Here is a 15,577-nt window from a genome sequence, read left to right as displayed (position 1 = left end):
AGGAAACATTTTTCCAAAAGCGAGTGCAAAGGTAGAACTATTTTTTCTAACCTCCAAATCTTTTTAAAGGAAAAATCAATTCAACCTTAAAAAAATCACGGAAACCATTTCTATTCGGTCTGTACTCATCCTTTAAACCATTGATTCCCATGCTTTTGAGAGGATGATTATCAACTATTCAATGAATTGCGATGAGGTATTATTCCACAACAATTTCCATTTCGGTATTTTGCGGAACATCTTTGTGGGGCGACTCGCTTGCCGGTTGCTGCTTCAACCGACCGTCTTTGTCGAACAACCCATAAGTAGTACGCAGCACGATGAACTCCGTTCGCCGGTTTAGTTGGTTGCATACGTCCTGCCGCGAGGCATCCAACCGCTTGATATAGCTTTCCGACAACACGTCGCCCTCTTTCATCCACGGATAGCGTTCTGTGAGTTTGCGCCGTATTATCTTAGGGCGTTCCTTGCCGTAACCCACGGGCGAGAGCCTGTCTTTTGCGATGCCGTGTGCCACGAGGTAAGCCGTTACCGCCTCCGCCCTACGTTGCGATAACACCTTATTATATATATCCGACCCTCGGTAATCGCAATGTGCCCGCAACTCGATGGTCACATGCGGATTTTCCTGCAAGAGTTTCACCAGTTCATCGAGTGCCGCGGTCGATTCGGGACGCAGTGTAGCGCGATTGAAATCATAGAAGATATTGTCTATCAGTACGGGTGCCGTGATGGAAGCGAGGGGGAACTGAAGCACATACTCTTCCGACTTCTCTGCTGCAGGCACACGCAGCGTCTCTTGATGGTTGAGGAACCCCTTGCAGGTGGCCATGAAAACATAGTCTACACCGGCAGTTACCTCCTGTTGGAACGACCCATCTCCTTTCACGTTCAGCTTGAGATTCGTACCATCGTTGCCAACCATATACACTTGTGCAGCCGTCAGTTCGTAGCCTTCCTGTTCGTAAACCCATCCTTTCACCGTCTGTATGATTTCGGGATTCTCAAACGAATAGATGTGATCCCATCCTCTTGCATCGCCTCGATTGGAAGAAAAGAAACCACGGTTGTGCAGTCCTTCAAACGTCATACCGAAGTCATCGCCCTGCGAATTGAGTGGATAGCCCGGATGTTCCACATGCCATCGACGGTTGTCTTTTATCTTTGCCACATAGATATCGAGCCCTCCCATCCCGGGAAAGCCATCCGATGAGAAATAGAGGTCACCGTTGGGACGAAACGTAGGAAACTCTTCATTGCCCGCAGTGTTGATGGGTTCGCCGAGATTCTCTACCCCGCCGAAGCCAGCCGATGTGATGCGGATGCGCCAAAGGTCAAGTCCGCCCTTTCCACCGGGCATGTTCGATGTGAAATAGAGCCACTGACCATCGGGCGAGATGGCCGGATGAGCATAAAGGGAAAGTGTGTCGCGTGTGATTTCGGCTATCGTCGCTTTGCCCCAAGAGGCATCTGCACGGGTTGAAACAGCAATCTTCGCATAGCGCGGAGCTACGGGGTCTGACGTACATTGCGTGAGATACATCTCCCGTCCGTCGGGGGTAAAGGCGCAGGAGCCTTCGTCGTACTCGGTATTCAGCGACCCTTCCACGGCATGTGGCTTCATCCACACCCCTCGGTCGTTCTTTTCCGATACAAAGATATCGCCTGCTTTCATGCCTGTAATGTCGCTGACCTCTGTGCCGAGTGCCTCTTTCCGTGTGGATGTAAAGTAGAGACGGTCGTATGAATCGCCTGCCAATACGGGCGAAAAGTCTGCCCGCTGCGAGTTAAACACGTCCATCCGTTTCACGATATAACGCGAACCTTCTTGTTTGAGCTGAGGTGCTATCGTAGCCGACTGTAGTCCGATGCGTGCCGCCACATGGCCGGGCACCGAATCGAGCACGGCTTTAAACTCGGTGGCAGCAGCTTTGTAATCGCCGCTTTTCAGGAGTTGTGCGCCTAAGGCGACACGCGTGTCGATGTCTCGGTGCCCATATCTTATGGCGTTTCGATAAGCGGCTACTGCCCGCTGGGCAGCATTTAGTTTCTCGTAGCTCTGCGCCATTCGCAACGCCACCTGTGCCCGTCGCCCCCGTTCCTTTGCAGGCAGTCGCGTATAGGCCTGTTTGAATCTCACGGATGCTTCATGGTATTCACCTAAAGAAAAAGCTTTTTCCCCGCGTTTTATGTCTTGCTCGGGGCCGCAACCACAGAGCAGAAATATCGTAAGTAGTCCTGATAAAAGAAATTCCTTGCTGCGCATCATCTTTAAACTTTATCCTTACAACGCAAAAAACGGCCGTTTATTTCCTTGCTCCCTTTATTTAACCCATCTTACCCCACACAGGCATCGCATTCGTTGCACAGCGGTTTCTACAAGAAAAGAACGGGAGAGAGGAGCTATTCGTAAACTATTGAAATACAAACAAATAGAGATTCGTTTTTAAAAGCATACCTTTGACACGCTCAAAACTATGCTTTAAGCGTGTGAGAGCTATGGTATGACACGCTCAAAGCTATGCTCTTTCGCTACAGGACTGTAGCATGCACTGTTTCAGTGTTTGCCTAACACTTCATGCAATGATAATATGTCATCCATAGAAAAGGGTAGATGGAGCCGTCTCATGGCTCATTCAGATTTATAAATCTATCACCCATTCATTGTAAACACCTACTTATTTTCGTATCTTTGCAGACATATCAACCGAAGAAAAATGATGAAAATCGGCTATGATGCCAAGCGAATCGTGCGCAATGGCACAGGATTGGGCAGCTACGGGCGCACACTCATCAATGCACTCTCTGCCTCCGAACCCGAGCTCAACTTGTATCTCTATGCACCAGACCGCGGCCGCGAAGAGCTGAGAAACCAGATACAGATGCGCGAAAACGTGCAGATGATATTCGCCGAACACCTGCATTGGCGGCTGCAAAAGGACTATTGGCGCACACGGGGCATTGTGAAAGAGCTGGTGAACGACGGCATCGACCTCTTTCATGGCCTGTCGGGAGAACTTCCGAGCGGACTTCGGCGGGCGGATATACGCAGTGTCGCTACCATCCACGACTTGATTTTCCTGCGTCATCCCGAATATTACAACCGCATAGATGTCATGATTTACGCCCATAAATTCAGACGAACATGCCGCGAAGCCGACCGTATCATTGCCATCAGCGAGTGTACCAAACGCGACATCTTAGCCTTTTCCGACTTTCCCGAAGAACGTATCGATGTGGTGTATCAGAGCTGCGGCCTGCGTTTCGGCGAACCGGCCAACGATGAAAGCCTCTCGGCTGTGCGCCGGAAGTATCATCTGCCGTCGCGATATGTTTTGAATGTAGGCACAATAGAAGAGCGGAAAAACGTGCTTCAGGCAGTCATGGCGCTGGAGAAGCTCCCCGCCGATGTGTCGCTGGTCGTCGTCGGACGGAGTACGAACTATGCACAACGGGTGCTGAAATACGCCTCGAAACACGGACTTTCCGAACGCGTAAGGATGATTCACGGGCTTGCCGACGAAGAGTTACCCTGCATTTACCAAATGGCGGAGGCCTTTGTCTATCCTTCGCGCTATGAGGGGTTTGGCATTCCGATTATCGAAGCCATACAGAGCGGCCTGCCTGTTGCAGCCTGTACGGGGTCTTGCTTAGAAGAGGCAGGTGGCCCCGATTGCCTCTACGTTGACCCAGACGATGCCAACGGCTTAGCCGCTGCCATCGGACAACTGCTCAAAGGCAGCGCGGGACGCGAAGAGCGTATTGCACGCAGCAGAGATTACGTGAGGCGATTTGAGAATGCCGACGTTGCCCGACAGATAAAAGCGGTGTATGAAAAGTTGCGGCCGACGGTCGGAGAGCACGACTATCGACAGCCCAATATCTCGAGATAAAAATCAATATAAGCAGAGGCGGCCTTGTCCCAATCAAACTTCCGCACATGGGCAAGGATGTGGCGACGCTTTGCCTCTGGGTCATTTTCATAATCTTTCATGCCTTCCATCACGTCAGCGGCCATGCTGCGGGGGTTCAACTCTGTGAAATAATAGGCAGCATCGCCTCCTATCTCCGGCAACGAGGTGAGCGACGAGATGAAACAAGGTTTGCCGAAGGTCATTGCTTCGGCAACAGGCAGACCGAAACCCTCGCTTCTTGAGGGAAAGAGAAACGCCTTGCAGCCCTTGTAAAGAAAGGCTTTTCTTCCTGAATCCACACATCCCACGAAACGAATATTGGTCAATCGATAGCGTTCAACTAAGCGATACAAGTATTGGGTGTAAGCGGTGCTGCCGCGTCCGGCCACTACAAGGAACTCGTTGGGCAGATATCGCATCATCTCCACCAAGAGATGCACGTTTTTCTTGTTGTCCAACCCCGACACACAAAGGAAATATCGGTCGGGAATGCCTTCCACTTTCTCCTGCGGAAGCTGCGTCTGGTCGGTCACACCGTTGAGAATTACGCGTGCCGGTACATGGATATCGAAATGTTTTTTCACATCTTCTTGTGTGAAATGGGAAATAAAAGAGAGGTGTGTGGCATGGTTCAGTGTGCGTTGTATCCGCTTCCTTTTCTGCTCTATCTTGCTTTTCGGTATGCCGTTATGAAAGAAATTCACGTCGTGTATGGTCACAAACGTGTAGCGGGAAAGGCATGTGCGCAGTCTGGGCAGTTGCTGCGTCCAGTGTACGAGGTCTGCTCGGGGGAAGAAAAAACGTTTGATAAACGCCGGCAACGGACAGTTCAGCAAATGATAACGCCACTTCCAAAGCGTGATGTATTCCACGTCGGTGCCATAGAAACCTTTCTTACCCGGGGGCACGAGGAAACAGACCGTCACGCCATAGTCAGCTTTCAGGGCGGCTGCCCGTGCTCCGATACGCAAGGCAATGTTGTGCTCAAACTCGCCGAGACCCACATAAGGCTTGGCAATGTCATACAGATAGACGGCTATTCGCTTTTCTCGCTCCATGTTTTCTTCGGTTTTTCAATAACAGGGAAAAGGGCAGAGGCGGGTTATGGATATTGGGATTCCGATACTTTGGCCAAGCCCACTTTCTTCAATAGCCGTCTTAGAAGATAGCGCTTATACTTCTTTCTCACCTCAGGTAGCCACTCCGTGTAGCTCCGTTCGGTATCGAACACAACTTCGCCATGCAGATTCGGCACCATGCGGGGGGTCATATAGTCATCGCCAATCTCACCTTTCAGGTATTCGTCATAACATTTCGGGGCAGGAATCTTCATGTCTTCAAAATCCAACCACACCGTTTCATCAAACAAACTGCGGGACATGACATGGCGATAGCCGCTAAACGTGATTTCCGCCACTTCTTTGCTGGCATTGGCCGGCTGTGCCCTCACAATGTCTTCTGCCTGTCCGTAGAGGGTTGCCCATCCGTGTTTGTGCACCAGATAGCGGGCTTTGAGTTTACGAAAGATTTGGAACAGACGGCCGGAATACAGTATATTCATGTTTTTTGCCTTGAGCAGTTTCAGCCGTTTCTTATGGTTTTTTGCCACCCGTTGCCGTGTTTCAGGGTCTTCTGGCACGCCGTCGAGCACGAAAATATCGATGAAGATACCTTGGTTAAACGGTTGGAAAGAGTCTGACGGACGAATGCCCGTGGTGTTGGTGTTGCGGAATTGAGCGTGTCCGCGGAAGTAATCAACGTCCGTATAGGCTGTTTGCAGGAAATAAGGGGCATGAAAATCGCTGTTGCCTATACGGTTCATACGGTCGTAATCCTCACGAAGCATGCAGAGGTCTATGTCGTCGTCCCATGGAATAAAGCCCTGATGACGCACTGCTCCCAAGAGTGTGCCGCCATCCGCCCAACACTTTAAGCCGTTACGCTGGCAGAAATCAAGAAATTCGTGCAACAAATCCAGCTCAACTTTCCAGATCTTTTTCATCTCGGCCGACACGTAATAACCGTCTCTGTACTCGCCATCCATATTCAAAGCCATATCGTTTCGTTTTAGGTTCTCATGGTTGCAAAGTTAAACATATTTGTCAGAAAAATGCCCATTGCGCCCCTTTTTAACCCAAAAGGGTAAATAAGCGGTCTTATGACCGATTGGGGTTGATAGCGTGCATCTGTCTCTATGCCTCAATACACCTTATTATATATAGTGAGAAAGCATGGTTTTCCTGAGCTTATACATATGTTTATACAGTTCTTTATACATATAATCCTTGACAAAGGTCTACAGATATTATATCTTTGCACATGTAAACAGGATGACAGTATATCTGCCATGAACACAAAAAAACAAAACACATGAAAAACAAAAGAAAACAACAAATGCTGACCGAGCATTTTTCATTACAAGAAATGGTACGCTCGGGTACGGCCATCAGGTTGCGAATCGACAACCATCCCACTGAGGCCGACATTGAAAGGATGAGACTGCTTTGCGAAAACGTATTGGAACCTTTGCGACGAAGGTTTGGTGTCATCAGGATAACAAGCGGTTTCAGGTGCAAAGAGCTGAACAAGGCCATCGGTGGCGACAAGTATTCGCAACATCTGCGGGGAGAGGCCGCCGACATACATGTCTCTAATCAAGAGGTGGGGCGGAAGATGTATGATTTCATCAAAACCCATTGTCGATTTGACCAACTGCTCTTTGAGCATTCCATGACAAACGGTGCCTGCTGGCTACACGTATCTTTCAAAGCCGGCAAGCAAAGCGCAAGGATGCAAGCCGTGGTCTTTTACAGGGCGGCATGACTGCATAAAGACCGTGAAAAACACCTGCCGAGACACAGAAAACACTGCTCTTATGTGAAGAAAACACAACAGAGCACACCTTAAAAAGGAATAACGGAACAAACCGACGACATCTGTATCAGGATAAAAGAGTTAATACCGGTTCATACTCGCACTGCAGTCCGTAGATTGCAAAGATGCTCCGAATGCCGAATCCGTTTGAACTGTATTGTATCATCATTATTTATTCACTTTAAAAAAGAAAGGAGACCGATATGGCAATCTTATATAAGCTGTATCAGGAGAAGCGTCAGCATTCTCCCAACAAAAACAAATGGTATGCCCGTGCGATACACAACGGGACAATCAACCTCAACACTCTGGCTACAATCATGCAGCGTAACTGCACAGTTAAGAAATCGGACATACTCGCGGTACTGTCCGAACTCGTGGAAGTCATGCAAGACCAATTGCAGCAATCCATGCGTGTCAAGATAGACGGCTTAGGTTCGTTTAAATTAGGTCTGAGGTCGAGACCGGCGGAAAGCGTCGCACAGTTCTCTCCGAACAAGCATATCGTGGGTATGCGTGTAAACTTCCAGCCGGAGGTAAAGATAGACCGAAAGAACCACACGCGTGCCATCGTCTTCCTAAGCGGTGCTAAAGTGCAGGAAACGGCTAAGAATACCGTTATTGCACAAAAGACACCGAAACCCGGACATTAAAGGAAAGACAACAATCGTCATCAATTATGTTAAACCAAGAAAGGAGAAAAAACCATGAAAACATCTGTATGGAAAACGATTATCAAGACTATCATCGCCGTAGCTACTGCCATTTTGGGCGTTATCAGTGCGAGGCCAGACAAGAATGAAGATTGATAAGAAACGCTGTGAAGAGGTAATTATCTTGCTGCGAATTGTGGTTCTGATTGCCTCGCTGATAGTGATTATCAGTTGCAGCGTATGGTTGAGCTGAGTGAATACTCATTGAGCCTCTCTCTCTTCCTTTCCCGCAAAAAGACCGTAAGAAAATGTCATTGACATGATTCGGGCTTCGACAGCGAGAAAGCAGGGAGAGGGGATTTTTTTGTAAGTAAACGTTCATTATTCATTACCTATGTCTTTAGCGGGCGATACGACTGATGGGAGAGGGAGAGACGGAGGGATGGGAAAGTCATTCACATTTTTTTCGTACCTTTGCAACATGTATCTTTCCGAGAATCCCGTCAGTGCCGACGAACTGTTCGACCGTCTTTCCACCCTTACCAAACCAACAGATACCGAGCAGCCTCACGCCAACAGCGTCCTGCACGAGGTGTTGGCAGCTGCTTGCCATGAAGGAACGAAAGAGACGCATACGGGCTTCGGCAACCTGTTCTCGCAAGTAGATTTCCTTTGCAAACGGCACCATGTGGCACCGGAAGACATGGCTGCCATTCAGAAGATGCGGCGCGATTCCAATCGTTCCGCCCTGCTCTCGCGCGAAGAACTGTTGAGCGATGTGCGCGCAGCAGCCGTCTTTGTATCAGCCGTCTTTGGGGTGCACATCCCATCGCTGCTGGTGGGACGATTGCCGGCGGTCTATCACTGGGAGAAAACCCATCGCAAAACCGACATCCGCTGCATTCGCTGCATCGTGCAGACATGGGACGCAGAAACTATCTGCGCCATAGCTGACCGCGACGGACAACAGACCGCAATACGAATCGACACTTCCGACGAGACTTTCGCCTACCTGCATGACCTACTTCACGAGGGGATGCAACTCAATCTGCTCGACTGCGAATGCGCTAAAGGAGACATCGTCGTGCCGGCACTCATCGTGGTGGAACCCGACTACCTCGTAGACATCAGTACCATCGCCCGCTGTTTCACGGAATACGGACATCATCCGCTGGCCTATTGGGTGAACCGGATGATGCCAATTGCCAACACGCAAGCCATTCTTCTCGGACATTTCGCCGGCAGCGCACTCGACGACATGGTGAACGACGCAACGGACTACGATTGGCAACAGACCTTTCGCAACAGTTTCAAAGAGAAAGCACTCGAATACACCGCTTGCGAAGACCTCAACGAACGGGAAGATTTCCGACAAGCTGCGGCCAGACAGGCCGCCAACATTCGACAGATAGTAGACGAACTCTTCAATCAATATGACCGCCGGAAAGCCATTCTTGAACCCTCATTCGTTTGCGAACGGCTCGGCATTCAGGGACGTGTAGACCTGATGACGACCGACTTTCGCCTGCTCGTGGAACAGAAATCGGGAAGAAACTATGCCATCGAACGCCAACGCCCCAACGCTTTCGGCAGTTTTCAGAAAGAAGACCACTACGTGCAGTTGCTGCTCTATAGTGGCATGCTCCGGCAGAACTTCCATCTTTCGGGGCGTCAATCAGACATCCGACTCCTTTATTCTCGCTATCCGCTGCCCAGCGGTTTAGTGGTCGTCAGCTATTACCGCAAGCTCTTCCACGAGGCCATCCGCTTCCGCAACGCACTCGTGGCCAACGAATATGCCATTGCCCGCAACGGATTCGAATCTATCTTGGATAGTCTCACACCCGAGACGCTGAACGAAAGAAGACGTGCCGACACGCTCTTCACGCGCTATCAATATCCGCAAATCGCTGCCGTCACCGAACCGCTCCGGCATCTTTCATCGCTCGAACGCGCCTACTTCTGCCGCATGATGACTTTCGTTACACGCGAACAACTCTTGTCGAAAGTCGGCGCACAGGAGGGTATGGGCAACAGCACCGCTGACCTCTGGACGATGCCACTCTCTGTGAAAAAAGAGACGGGAAACATCTATATGGGGTTGACTGTCATTGAACGGACATGCAGCACCAGCTACAGCGGCTACGATACCATTGCACTCGCCGTGCCCGAACAGGGCGAAGACTTCCTGCCCAACTTCCGAACGGGAGATATGGTTTATCTCTATGCCTATCCCAAAGACAGCGAACCCGATGTCAGACAGGCCATTCTCTTCCGCGGTGTGTTGGAGAGCATCGCGACCGAACGCCTTGTCGTCCATCTCAACGACGGGCTCCAAAATCCCCATCTACTGGATGAAGTGAGCAAGGGGGGGAAGGTTTTCGCTATCGAACATAGCGGCAGCGATGCCACAGCGAACAGTGCAGTACGCGGTCTGCATGAGTTCGTCACCTCGCCGACGGAACGCAAAGCGCTACTACTTGGACAGCGACCGCCGCAATGTGATGCAACGGCCAAGCTCTCACGAAGCTATCATCCTCATTATGACGATGTGTTGCACCGTGCCAAACAAGCGAAAGACTATTTCTTGCTGGTCGGTCCGCCGGGCACAGGAAAGACTTCCATGGCTTTGCAATATCTCGTGAAAGAGGAATTGGCCACAGACGGTACGGATGCCTCTATCCTACTGACAGCTTATACCAACCGTGCAGTGGACGAGATTTGCGGCATGCTGGCCGATACTCATCTTCCTTTTATTCGGTTGGGCAATGCCTACACCTGCGACCAACGTTTCCTTCCGTACCTCCTGCGGCAAGCTGTGGACGACTGTCCGCAACGCTCGGCAGTGCGCGAACGACTGCTGTCCACCCCCATCATCGTGGGCACGACCTCTACACTGCAATCCCGTCCGTTCCTCTTCGACCTGAAAAGATTCTCACTGGCCATTGTAGATGAGGCCGGACAGATACCCGAACCCGGACTGATAGGTCTGCTGGCCTCTCATCGGGGATCAGACGCTCTGCCCGATATTGCACGTTTCATCCTCGTGGGAGACCACAAGCAATTGCCCGCTGTGGTGCAACAGAATCCTGCCGACACAGTGGTGAACGATGTGCAACTGCATCGTATCGGCCTTGAAGATTGCCGTGAGTCGCTCTTTGAGCGTCTTTTACGCCTCGAACGGCGAGCCGGCCGCAACGCTTTTGTCGGTATTTTGCACCGACAAGGACGCATGCATCCCGATATTGCGGACTTTCCCGTGCGTTTTTTCTATGCCGAAGAGGCTTTGATACCGGTGCCCTGTGCGCATCAAACAGAACCGGAACTTGGCTACCGGCTGCCTGCACAAGATGCTCTTGACAAGCTGCTGAAGACGCAACGCATGCTCTTTCTTCCCTCATCGCCGAGCGATTCGCCGAACATTTCCGACAAAGTGAACCCACAAGAGGCCGCTATTGTCTGCGATTTATTACGTCGCCTGCATCGTTTCTACGGTGATGCGTTCGACCCAACACGTACGGTTGGTATCATTGTGCCCTACCGTAACCAGATTGCTATGATACGGCGAGGCATTGAAAGGCTCGGTATCGAGTCGCTCAATGAGATAACCATCGACACGGTAGAACGCTATCAAGGCAGCCAACGCGATGTCATCATCTATTCATTCACTGTCACCCATCGCTACCAGCTTGATTTCCTTACAGGCAATTGCTTCGTGGAAAACGGGCGTATCGTCGACAGGAAACTGAACGTCGCCCTCACTCGTGCCCGTAAACAATTGATTCTTACGGGTTGCCTTTCCGTCCTTTCTGCCAACACCCTTTTCCGCCAACTTATCCAGCACATTCGTCAACGGGGAGGATTTGTAACATCAATGTCTGCGGTAGACATCTGTTCCGCTAATTCCCATAGACTTTAGAACTACGGAAGCACGGCAGCAAAAAGGCAGAAGATATTTTGCCGTCTCCGTATTTTACCGTATTTTTGCAACGGTAATTCCATCTTATTATATCTTCAACACAGAGTTATGAAAACAAAATCTATCTTTCTGTTATTCCTTAGTATACTCATCGTTTCCTGTACAGGTAGCCATCGACGCGGAACCGAGCAGGGAGATACCCTGAAACTGAAATACGCAGAACATCTGAACCTCGTGAAATACGACGGCTATACTGTGGCAACATTGGTAGACCCATGGAAGAAAGGCCGCACATTGCATACATATGTGCTCGTACCCCGTGAGGGTGAGCTACCCGAAAAGCTACCCCAAGGTACCGTTATCAGAACTCCTATCCGCTCGTCGGTGGTCTTCACAAGCGTACATTGCAGCCTTTTCATGATGCTTGGAGCACAAAACGCTATCAAAGGAGTATGCGATTTAGGTTATATCAACCTGCCTTGGATACGCAAAATGGCAGCAACAGGGCGCATCGCCGACTGCGGGAACAGCATGCAGGCCGACGTAGAACGCATCATAGACATCAAACCCGATGTCTTGCTGGTGTCTCCTTTCGAGAACAGCGGCGGTTACGGACGCCTTGAAGAAGTGAATATCCCCATTGTGGAATGCGCCGACTATATGGAAACCTCTGCCCTCGGACGTGCTGAATGGATGAAGTTTTACGGCTTATTGACAGGTCGCGAGCAACAGGCCGACAGTCTTTTCGCCGTGGTAGATGCCAATTACAAAGCGTTGAAAGCAGAGGCAGCGAAGTCGAAAGTGAGCCGTTCGGTGATTACCGAACGCAAGATGGGTGCCGTATGGTATGTGCCGGGCGGACAAAGCGTGCCCGGGCGCCTGCTGAAAGATGCCGGCGCACGTTATGCCTTTGCAGATGTGAAGCAGAGCGGAAGCCTTTCGCTACCTTTTGAAACAGTGCTCGACAAAGCCGGAGAGGCAGACGTATGGCTCTATAAATACAACGACCATCCTGCCAATTACAAGGAACTATCAGCCGAATTCGAAGGTTACACACGTATGAAAGCCTTTAAAATGAAGCAGATTTACGGCTGTAATACCTCCCGTATCCCGTATTTCGAGGAAGCACCGTTCCGCCCCGACTATCTGTTACGCGACATCATACACATTGTTCACCCCGATTTGAAACCCGTGAAACTAAGATACTACAGCCTGTTACCATGAACAAGGGACATCGCTACTGCCTTCTTTTCACACTGGCTATCGTCGTTCTTTTTGCGGTAAACCTTGTTGTAGGTTCTGTTCGCATACCCATTGTCGATATTGTCGACATCCTTTTCGGCACGGGAGGCCAAAAAGAGAGTTGGCGCTACATTGTGCTGGAATCGAGATTGCCGCAATCCATCACCGCTATACTTACCGGAGCCGCCCTTGCAGTGAGCGGACTGATGTTGCAAACGGCGTTTAAGAATCCGTTGGCAGGTCCTTCCATCTTCGGTATTAACGGAGGAGCAGGCTTAGGCGTAGCCCTTGTCATGTTGCTGATGGGTGGCAGTATCACGGTTTCTTCGGTTAGTTTTACGGGATTCATTGCCGTTTTGTTAGCTGCATTTGCAGGGGCAATGGCGGTAACAGGCATTATTTTCGTGTTCTCTACGCTGGTGAAAAACAATGTGATGTTGCTCATTATAGGCATCATGATAGGTTATCTCTCCAACTCTTGTATCTCTCTTCTCAACTTCTTCGCTACCGAAGAGGGAGTAAAGAGTTATCTCGTGTGGGGCATGGGAAACTTCGGCGGTGTTACGATGACACAGATGCCGGTGTTTGCCGGTGTAACGCTGTTGGGGCTCTTGGGTTCTCTTCTGCTTATAAAACCTTTGAATGCCTTGCTATTGGGAGAGCAATACGCAGAGAATTTAGGTGTAAACATCGTGCGGGTGCGCAACCGTCTGCTTATCGTAACGGGACTTCTTACCGCTGTTACCACGGCTTTCTGCGGACCGGTGGCCTTTATCGGTTTGGCTGTTCCGCAGGTGGCGCGACTGTTGCTCACCACCGACAACCACCGACAACTGCTTCCTGCCACCTTGTTATTAGGTGCCGTGGTGGCGCTTCTCTGCAATGCCATCTGCTATTTGCCCGGCGACCTCGGCATGATTCCTCTCAATGCCGTTACTCCCATCTTAGGAGCACCTGTCATTATCTATGTCATTGCCAAGAACCGTTCATAAATCATGGCAAAAAGAAGACGCTTACCCTCTTGCGTGAGAGTAAGCGTCTGTTTCTTTTTGTGCGAGGTCAGTCGTCAAGAGAGAAGAGCGGGTCGTCTTGCGTGAGCATCGTTGGTTTCTGCTCAGCCATTGTTCGAATCTTCTCAGACACAAACCGCGTGTCGACCACCAAGCGGAACATGTATTCATTGAACCACCGTCCGGTCATGACGATACAGCCGTTGTGTCCGTTGGTAGCTCCCCAACTGTTCTCCACTTTCCACTTCACGGGCTTTCCGTTGGCATCCAAATCTACGGCTGTCAACGTCATGGCATGGGTGCTTCCGCTGTCGTAGGTATCTATGCGCTCGGCCTTATTCATGCCGAACTTTACGCCGAAGAGCGTGCCGTAGTCGTAGTTGTCGAGGTCGGAATAGCCGCGGGTACGGTCGAGTTGTTTACCCACGTCGTAAGAACTGTACATCTTGTGTCCGGCCTTTAGCGAAGCCACAGCCACTTCGGCCACCTCATCCATCGGCAGGTTCAGGTATTTCCAGTTGTGTCCGTCATAGGTATGGCGATCGTATTCTATTTCGTAAGTCTTGTAATAAGGACGGCGCGGGTCGTTCATCAGCATGATGTAGCGACCGTCGAGCGATTCGCCCACTGTTTCTTTGAAGAACGATTGCGGCGTATACGTCTTCAGCGGTGTAACGGCTTTGCCGTCTTTGTTTTTAAAGGCGTAGCTGAATGTCTTTACGGGCTCGCCCAACGAGAGTGCCAACATGCGATAGACGGTAGACAGCATTTTGGTCTTCTCGGCATTGATCGCATCGGCCTTGCGACCTTCGCCTACCATGCGACGCAGTTGCAGTCCGTATTCGCGCAACTTCGACGAGATGAGACGCGACATGCGCGACGTGTTTTCGGCCGAATAAGTTTCCGGCATCGCCTCTTTCGGCACCAACCCATACTTATCGGCCAAGTCGATGATACCGCAGAAAGTGCCGCCGTCGTTCAGCGGAGCCTTGAAGAAGAAGCGCACCTTGGGGTCGTCTATCGGCTTCTTTGCCGTCTCGATAACGCCTTGCAAGAAGAGGTTTGCCTTCTCCAGCTGGTCCCAGAAAGCCAGATAAACGTGCGAATATTCCAACGTGAGCGAATCGGTGCGCAACGCGAAGTCAGACCGCAGCACGTTCATTCCCGAGAACATCCAGCAACGTCCGCTGCTCTTTTGGTCTTGGATGTTCTGCTTCTTCGTCTCCACGCTGAAGTAACCGTCTACCGCACCGCTGTTAGCATGGTTTCGGGCTAAGTTGTCGATGGAATTGGAAGCCATGGCATTGAATAGTGCCTTGTCGGCCGTGCCGTTGGCCACGCTCTTTTGAATTTCACTCAGCATCTGCGGCGAGATGCCTCCACGTTTGGTCTGGGCACACACGAAGCCTGCCATAGCGAGGCATACGCCCGCAATCAATAGTTTTTTGTTCATTGTTGTATTGTGTTAATAGTGTTAGTAAATCGGCAAACAGGATGGTGCACGAAGCGGTTGTTGCCATAGAGCCGCCTGTCGCCCACCGGATGCAAAGATAAGGTTTTTATCGGACATGCACAAACCGGCCTGCCTATTAAGCGGGCTTATTCTTCCTCGTTCAAAGCGGAGGCTCATCGCAAACGCCCACCATTGAAATGCTGTCGGGGGGGGTCTGCCGAATATCCTGTGCATGAACGCACGTGGCGAAGCATTTAAGCCCCAAAATGCCCAAGCGCAGAGCGGTCAGAACGCGAAAAACTATCATCGGAATGTTCCGATGACAGAAAAGAAACAAAAAATTATCATCGGGATGTTCCAATGACAGAAAAAAACTAAAAATTATCATCGGGATGTTCCGATGATAAAAAAGAAACTAAAAATTATCATCGGGATATTCCGATGACAGAAAAGAAACTAAAAACTGTCATCGGCCACTGCGGATGACAGAAAATAAGAGCCGGAAGTGCTTT

General features: G+C 50.4%; 11 protein-coding genes. 7 read left to right on the top strand and 4 right to left on the bottom strand.

Annotation, left to right across the window (positions count from 1 at the left end; translation table 11 throughout):
* Positions 1 to 199: 199 nt before the first annotated feature.
* Positions 200 to 2,269 (bottom strand): PorE family type IX secretion system protein, encoded by a 2,070-nt coding sequence (porE, locus tag HMPREF0658_RS07960; protein WP_006949995.1) that lies wholly within the window; start codon positions 2,267 to 2,269, stop codon positions 200 to 202.
* A 448-nt stretch (positions 2,270 to 2,717) separates the two neighbouring features.
* On the opposite strand from porE, the gene HMPREF0658_RS07955 reads away from it, so the two are divergent.
* On the top strand, positions 2,718 to 3,893 hold the full coding sequence (locus HMPREF0658_RS07955) for a glycosyltransferase family 4 protein (RefSeq protein WP_006949990.1): 1,176 nt from the start codon (positions 2,718 to 2,720) through the stop codon (positions 3,891 to 3,893).
* Here HMPREF0658_RS07955 and HMPREF0658_RS07950 read toward each other — a convergent pair.
* Both HMPREF0658_RS07950 and HMPREF0658_RS07945 read right to left on the bottom strand, forming a co-directional pair.
* Complete coding sequence (locus tag HMPREF0658_RS07950) at positions 3,866 to 4,972, bottom strand: glycosyltransferase family 4 protein (protein ID WP_006949988.1); 1,107 nt, start codon at positions 4,970 to 4,972, stop codon at positions 3,866 to 3,868. The genes HMPREF0658_RS07955 and HMPREF0658_RS07950 overlap by 28 nt on opposite strands.
* 44 nt (positions 4,973 to 5,016) lie before the next feature.
* Entirely contained in the window at positions 5,017 to 5,970 is a 954-nt protein-coding gene (locus tag HMPREF0658_RS07945; protein ID WP_006949987.1) for a LicD family protein, read from the bottom strand.
* Between the two features lie 314 nt (positions 5,971 to 6,284).
* Between HMPREF0658_RS07945 and HMPREF0658_RS07940 the strand changes: the two genes are divergently transcribed.
* The 6 genes from HMPREF0658_RS07940 (at position 6,285) to HMPREF0658_RS07920 (ending at position 13,594) form a co-directional block, all read left to right on the top strand.
* Positions 6,285 to 6,737 carry a D-Ala-D-Ala carboxypeptidase family metallohydrolase gene (locus HMPREF0658_RS07940; protein ID WP_006949983.1) on the top strand — a complete coding sequence of 151 codons (453 nt, stop codon included), beginning with the start codon at positions 6,285 to 6,287 and terminating at the stop codon, positions 6,735 to 6,737.
* A gap of 254 nt (positions 6,738 to 6,991) precedes the next feature.
* Positions 6,992 to 7,441: an HU family DNA-binding protein gene (locus HMPREF0658_RS07935; protein ID WP_006949981.1), complete on the top strand. Its 450-nt coding sequence runs from the start codon at positions 6,992 to 6,994 to the stop codon at positions 7,439 to 7,441.
* Positions 7,442 to 7,495: 54 nt separating this feature from the next.
* A complete protein-coding gene (locus tag HMPREF0658_RS11540) occupies positions 7,496 to 7,597 on the top strand; it encodes a smalltalk protein (RefSeq protein ID WP_154645751.1) in 102 nt (33 codons plus the stop codon).
* A 325-nt stretch (positions 7,598 to 7,922) separates the two neighbouring features.
* Entirely contained in the window at positions 7,923 to 11,360 is a 3,438-nt protein-coding gene (locus tag HMPREF0658_RS07930; protein WP_024990939.1) for a DEAD/DEAH box helicase, read from the top strand.
* Between the two features lie 108 nt (positions 11,361 to 11,468).
* On the top strand, positions 11,469 to 12,584 hold the full coding sequence (locus tag HMPREF0658_RS07925) for an ABC transporter substrate-binding protein (RefSeq protein ID WP_006949976.1): 1,116 nt from the start codon (positions 11,469 to 11,471) through the stop codon (positions 12,582 to 12,584).
* Positions 12,581 to 13,594 carry an iron ABC transporter permease gene (locus tag HMPREF0658_RS07920; protein ID WP_006949974.1) on the top strand — a complete coding sequence of 338 codons (1,014 nt, stop codon included), beginning with the start codon at positions 12,581 to 12,583 and terminating at the stop codon, positions 13,592 to 13,594. Before HMPREF0658_RS07925 ends, HMPREF0658_RS07920 begins: the two co-directional genes overlap by 4 nt.
* Positions 13,595 to 13,661: 67 nt before the next feature.
* On the opposite strand, the gene HMPREF0658_RS07915 is transcribed toward HMPREF0658_RS07920, so the two are convergent.
* Positions 13,662 to 15,065 (bottom strand): C1 family peptidase, encoded by a 1,404-nt coding sequence (locus tag HMPREF0658_RS07915; RefSeq protein WP_006949972.1) that lies wholly within the window; start codon positions 15,063 to 15,065, stop codon positions 13,662 to 13,664.
* Positions 15,066 to 15,577: the final 512 nt, after the last annotated feature.

The organism is Hoylesella marshii DSM 16973 = JCM 13450, from assembly GCF_000146675.1.
GTDB classification, from domain to species: domain Bacteria; phylum Bacteroidota; class Bacteroidia; order Bacteroidales; family Bacteroidaceae; genus Prevotella; species Prevotella marshii.
The sequence above is the reverse complement of the archived record's forward strand: the minus strand, read 5'-3'. Positions and strand labels throughout refer to the sequence as shown.

What these genes read in the sequence shown, in the direction of transcription:
- porE (WP_006949995.1), bottom strand. Translation starts at nt 2,269, where the DNA reads ATGATGCGCAGCAAGGAATTTCTTTTATCAGGACTACTTACGATATTT.
- HMPREF0658_RS07955 (WP_006949990.1), top strand. Translation starts at nt 2,718, where the DNA reads ATGATGAAAATCGGCTATGATGCCAAGCGAATCGTGCGCAATGGCACA.
- HMPREF0658_RS07950 (WP_006949988.1), bottom strand. Translation starts at nt 4,972, where the DNA reads ATGGAGCGAGAAAAGCGAATAGCCGTCTATCTGTATGACATTGCCAAG.
- HMPREF0658_RS07945 (WP_006949987.1), bottom strand. Translation starts at nt 5,970, where the DNA reads ATGGCTTTGAATATGGATGGCGAGTACAGAGACGGTTATTACGTGTCG.
- HMPREF0658_RS07940 (WP_006949983.1), top strand. Translation starts at nt 6,285, where the DNA reads ATGAAAAACAAAAGAAAACAACAAATGCTGACCGAGCATTTTTCATTA.
- HMPREF0658_RS07935 (WP_006949981.1), top strand. Translation starts at nt 6,992, where the DNA reads ATGGCAATCTTATATAAGCTGTATCAGGAGAAGCGTCAGCATTCTCCC.
- HMPREF0658_RS11540 (WP_154645751.1), top strand. Translation starts at nt 7,496, where the DNA reads ATGAAAACATCTGTATGGAAAACGATTATCAAGACTATCATCGCCGTA.
- HMPREF0658_RS07930 (WP_024990939.1), top strand. Translation starts at nt 7,923, where the DNA reads ATGTATCTTTCCGAGAATCCCGTCAGTGCCGACGAACTGTTCGACCGT.
- HMPREF0658_RS07925 (WP_006949976.1), top strand. Translation starts at nt 11,469, where the DNA reads ATGAAAACAAAATCTATCTTTCTGTTATTCCTTAGTATACTCATCGTT.
- HMPREF0658_RS07920 (WP_006949974.1), top strand. Translation starts at nt 12,581, where the DNA reads ATGAACAAGGGACATCGCTACTGCCTTCTTTTCACACTGGCTATCGTC.
- HMPREF0658_RS07915 (WP_006949972.1), bottom strand. Translation starts at nt 15,065, where the DNA reads ATGAACAAAAAACTATTGATTGCGGGCGTATGCCTCGCTATGGCAGGC.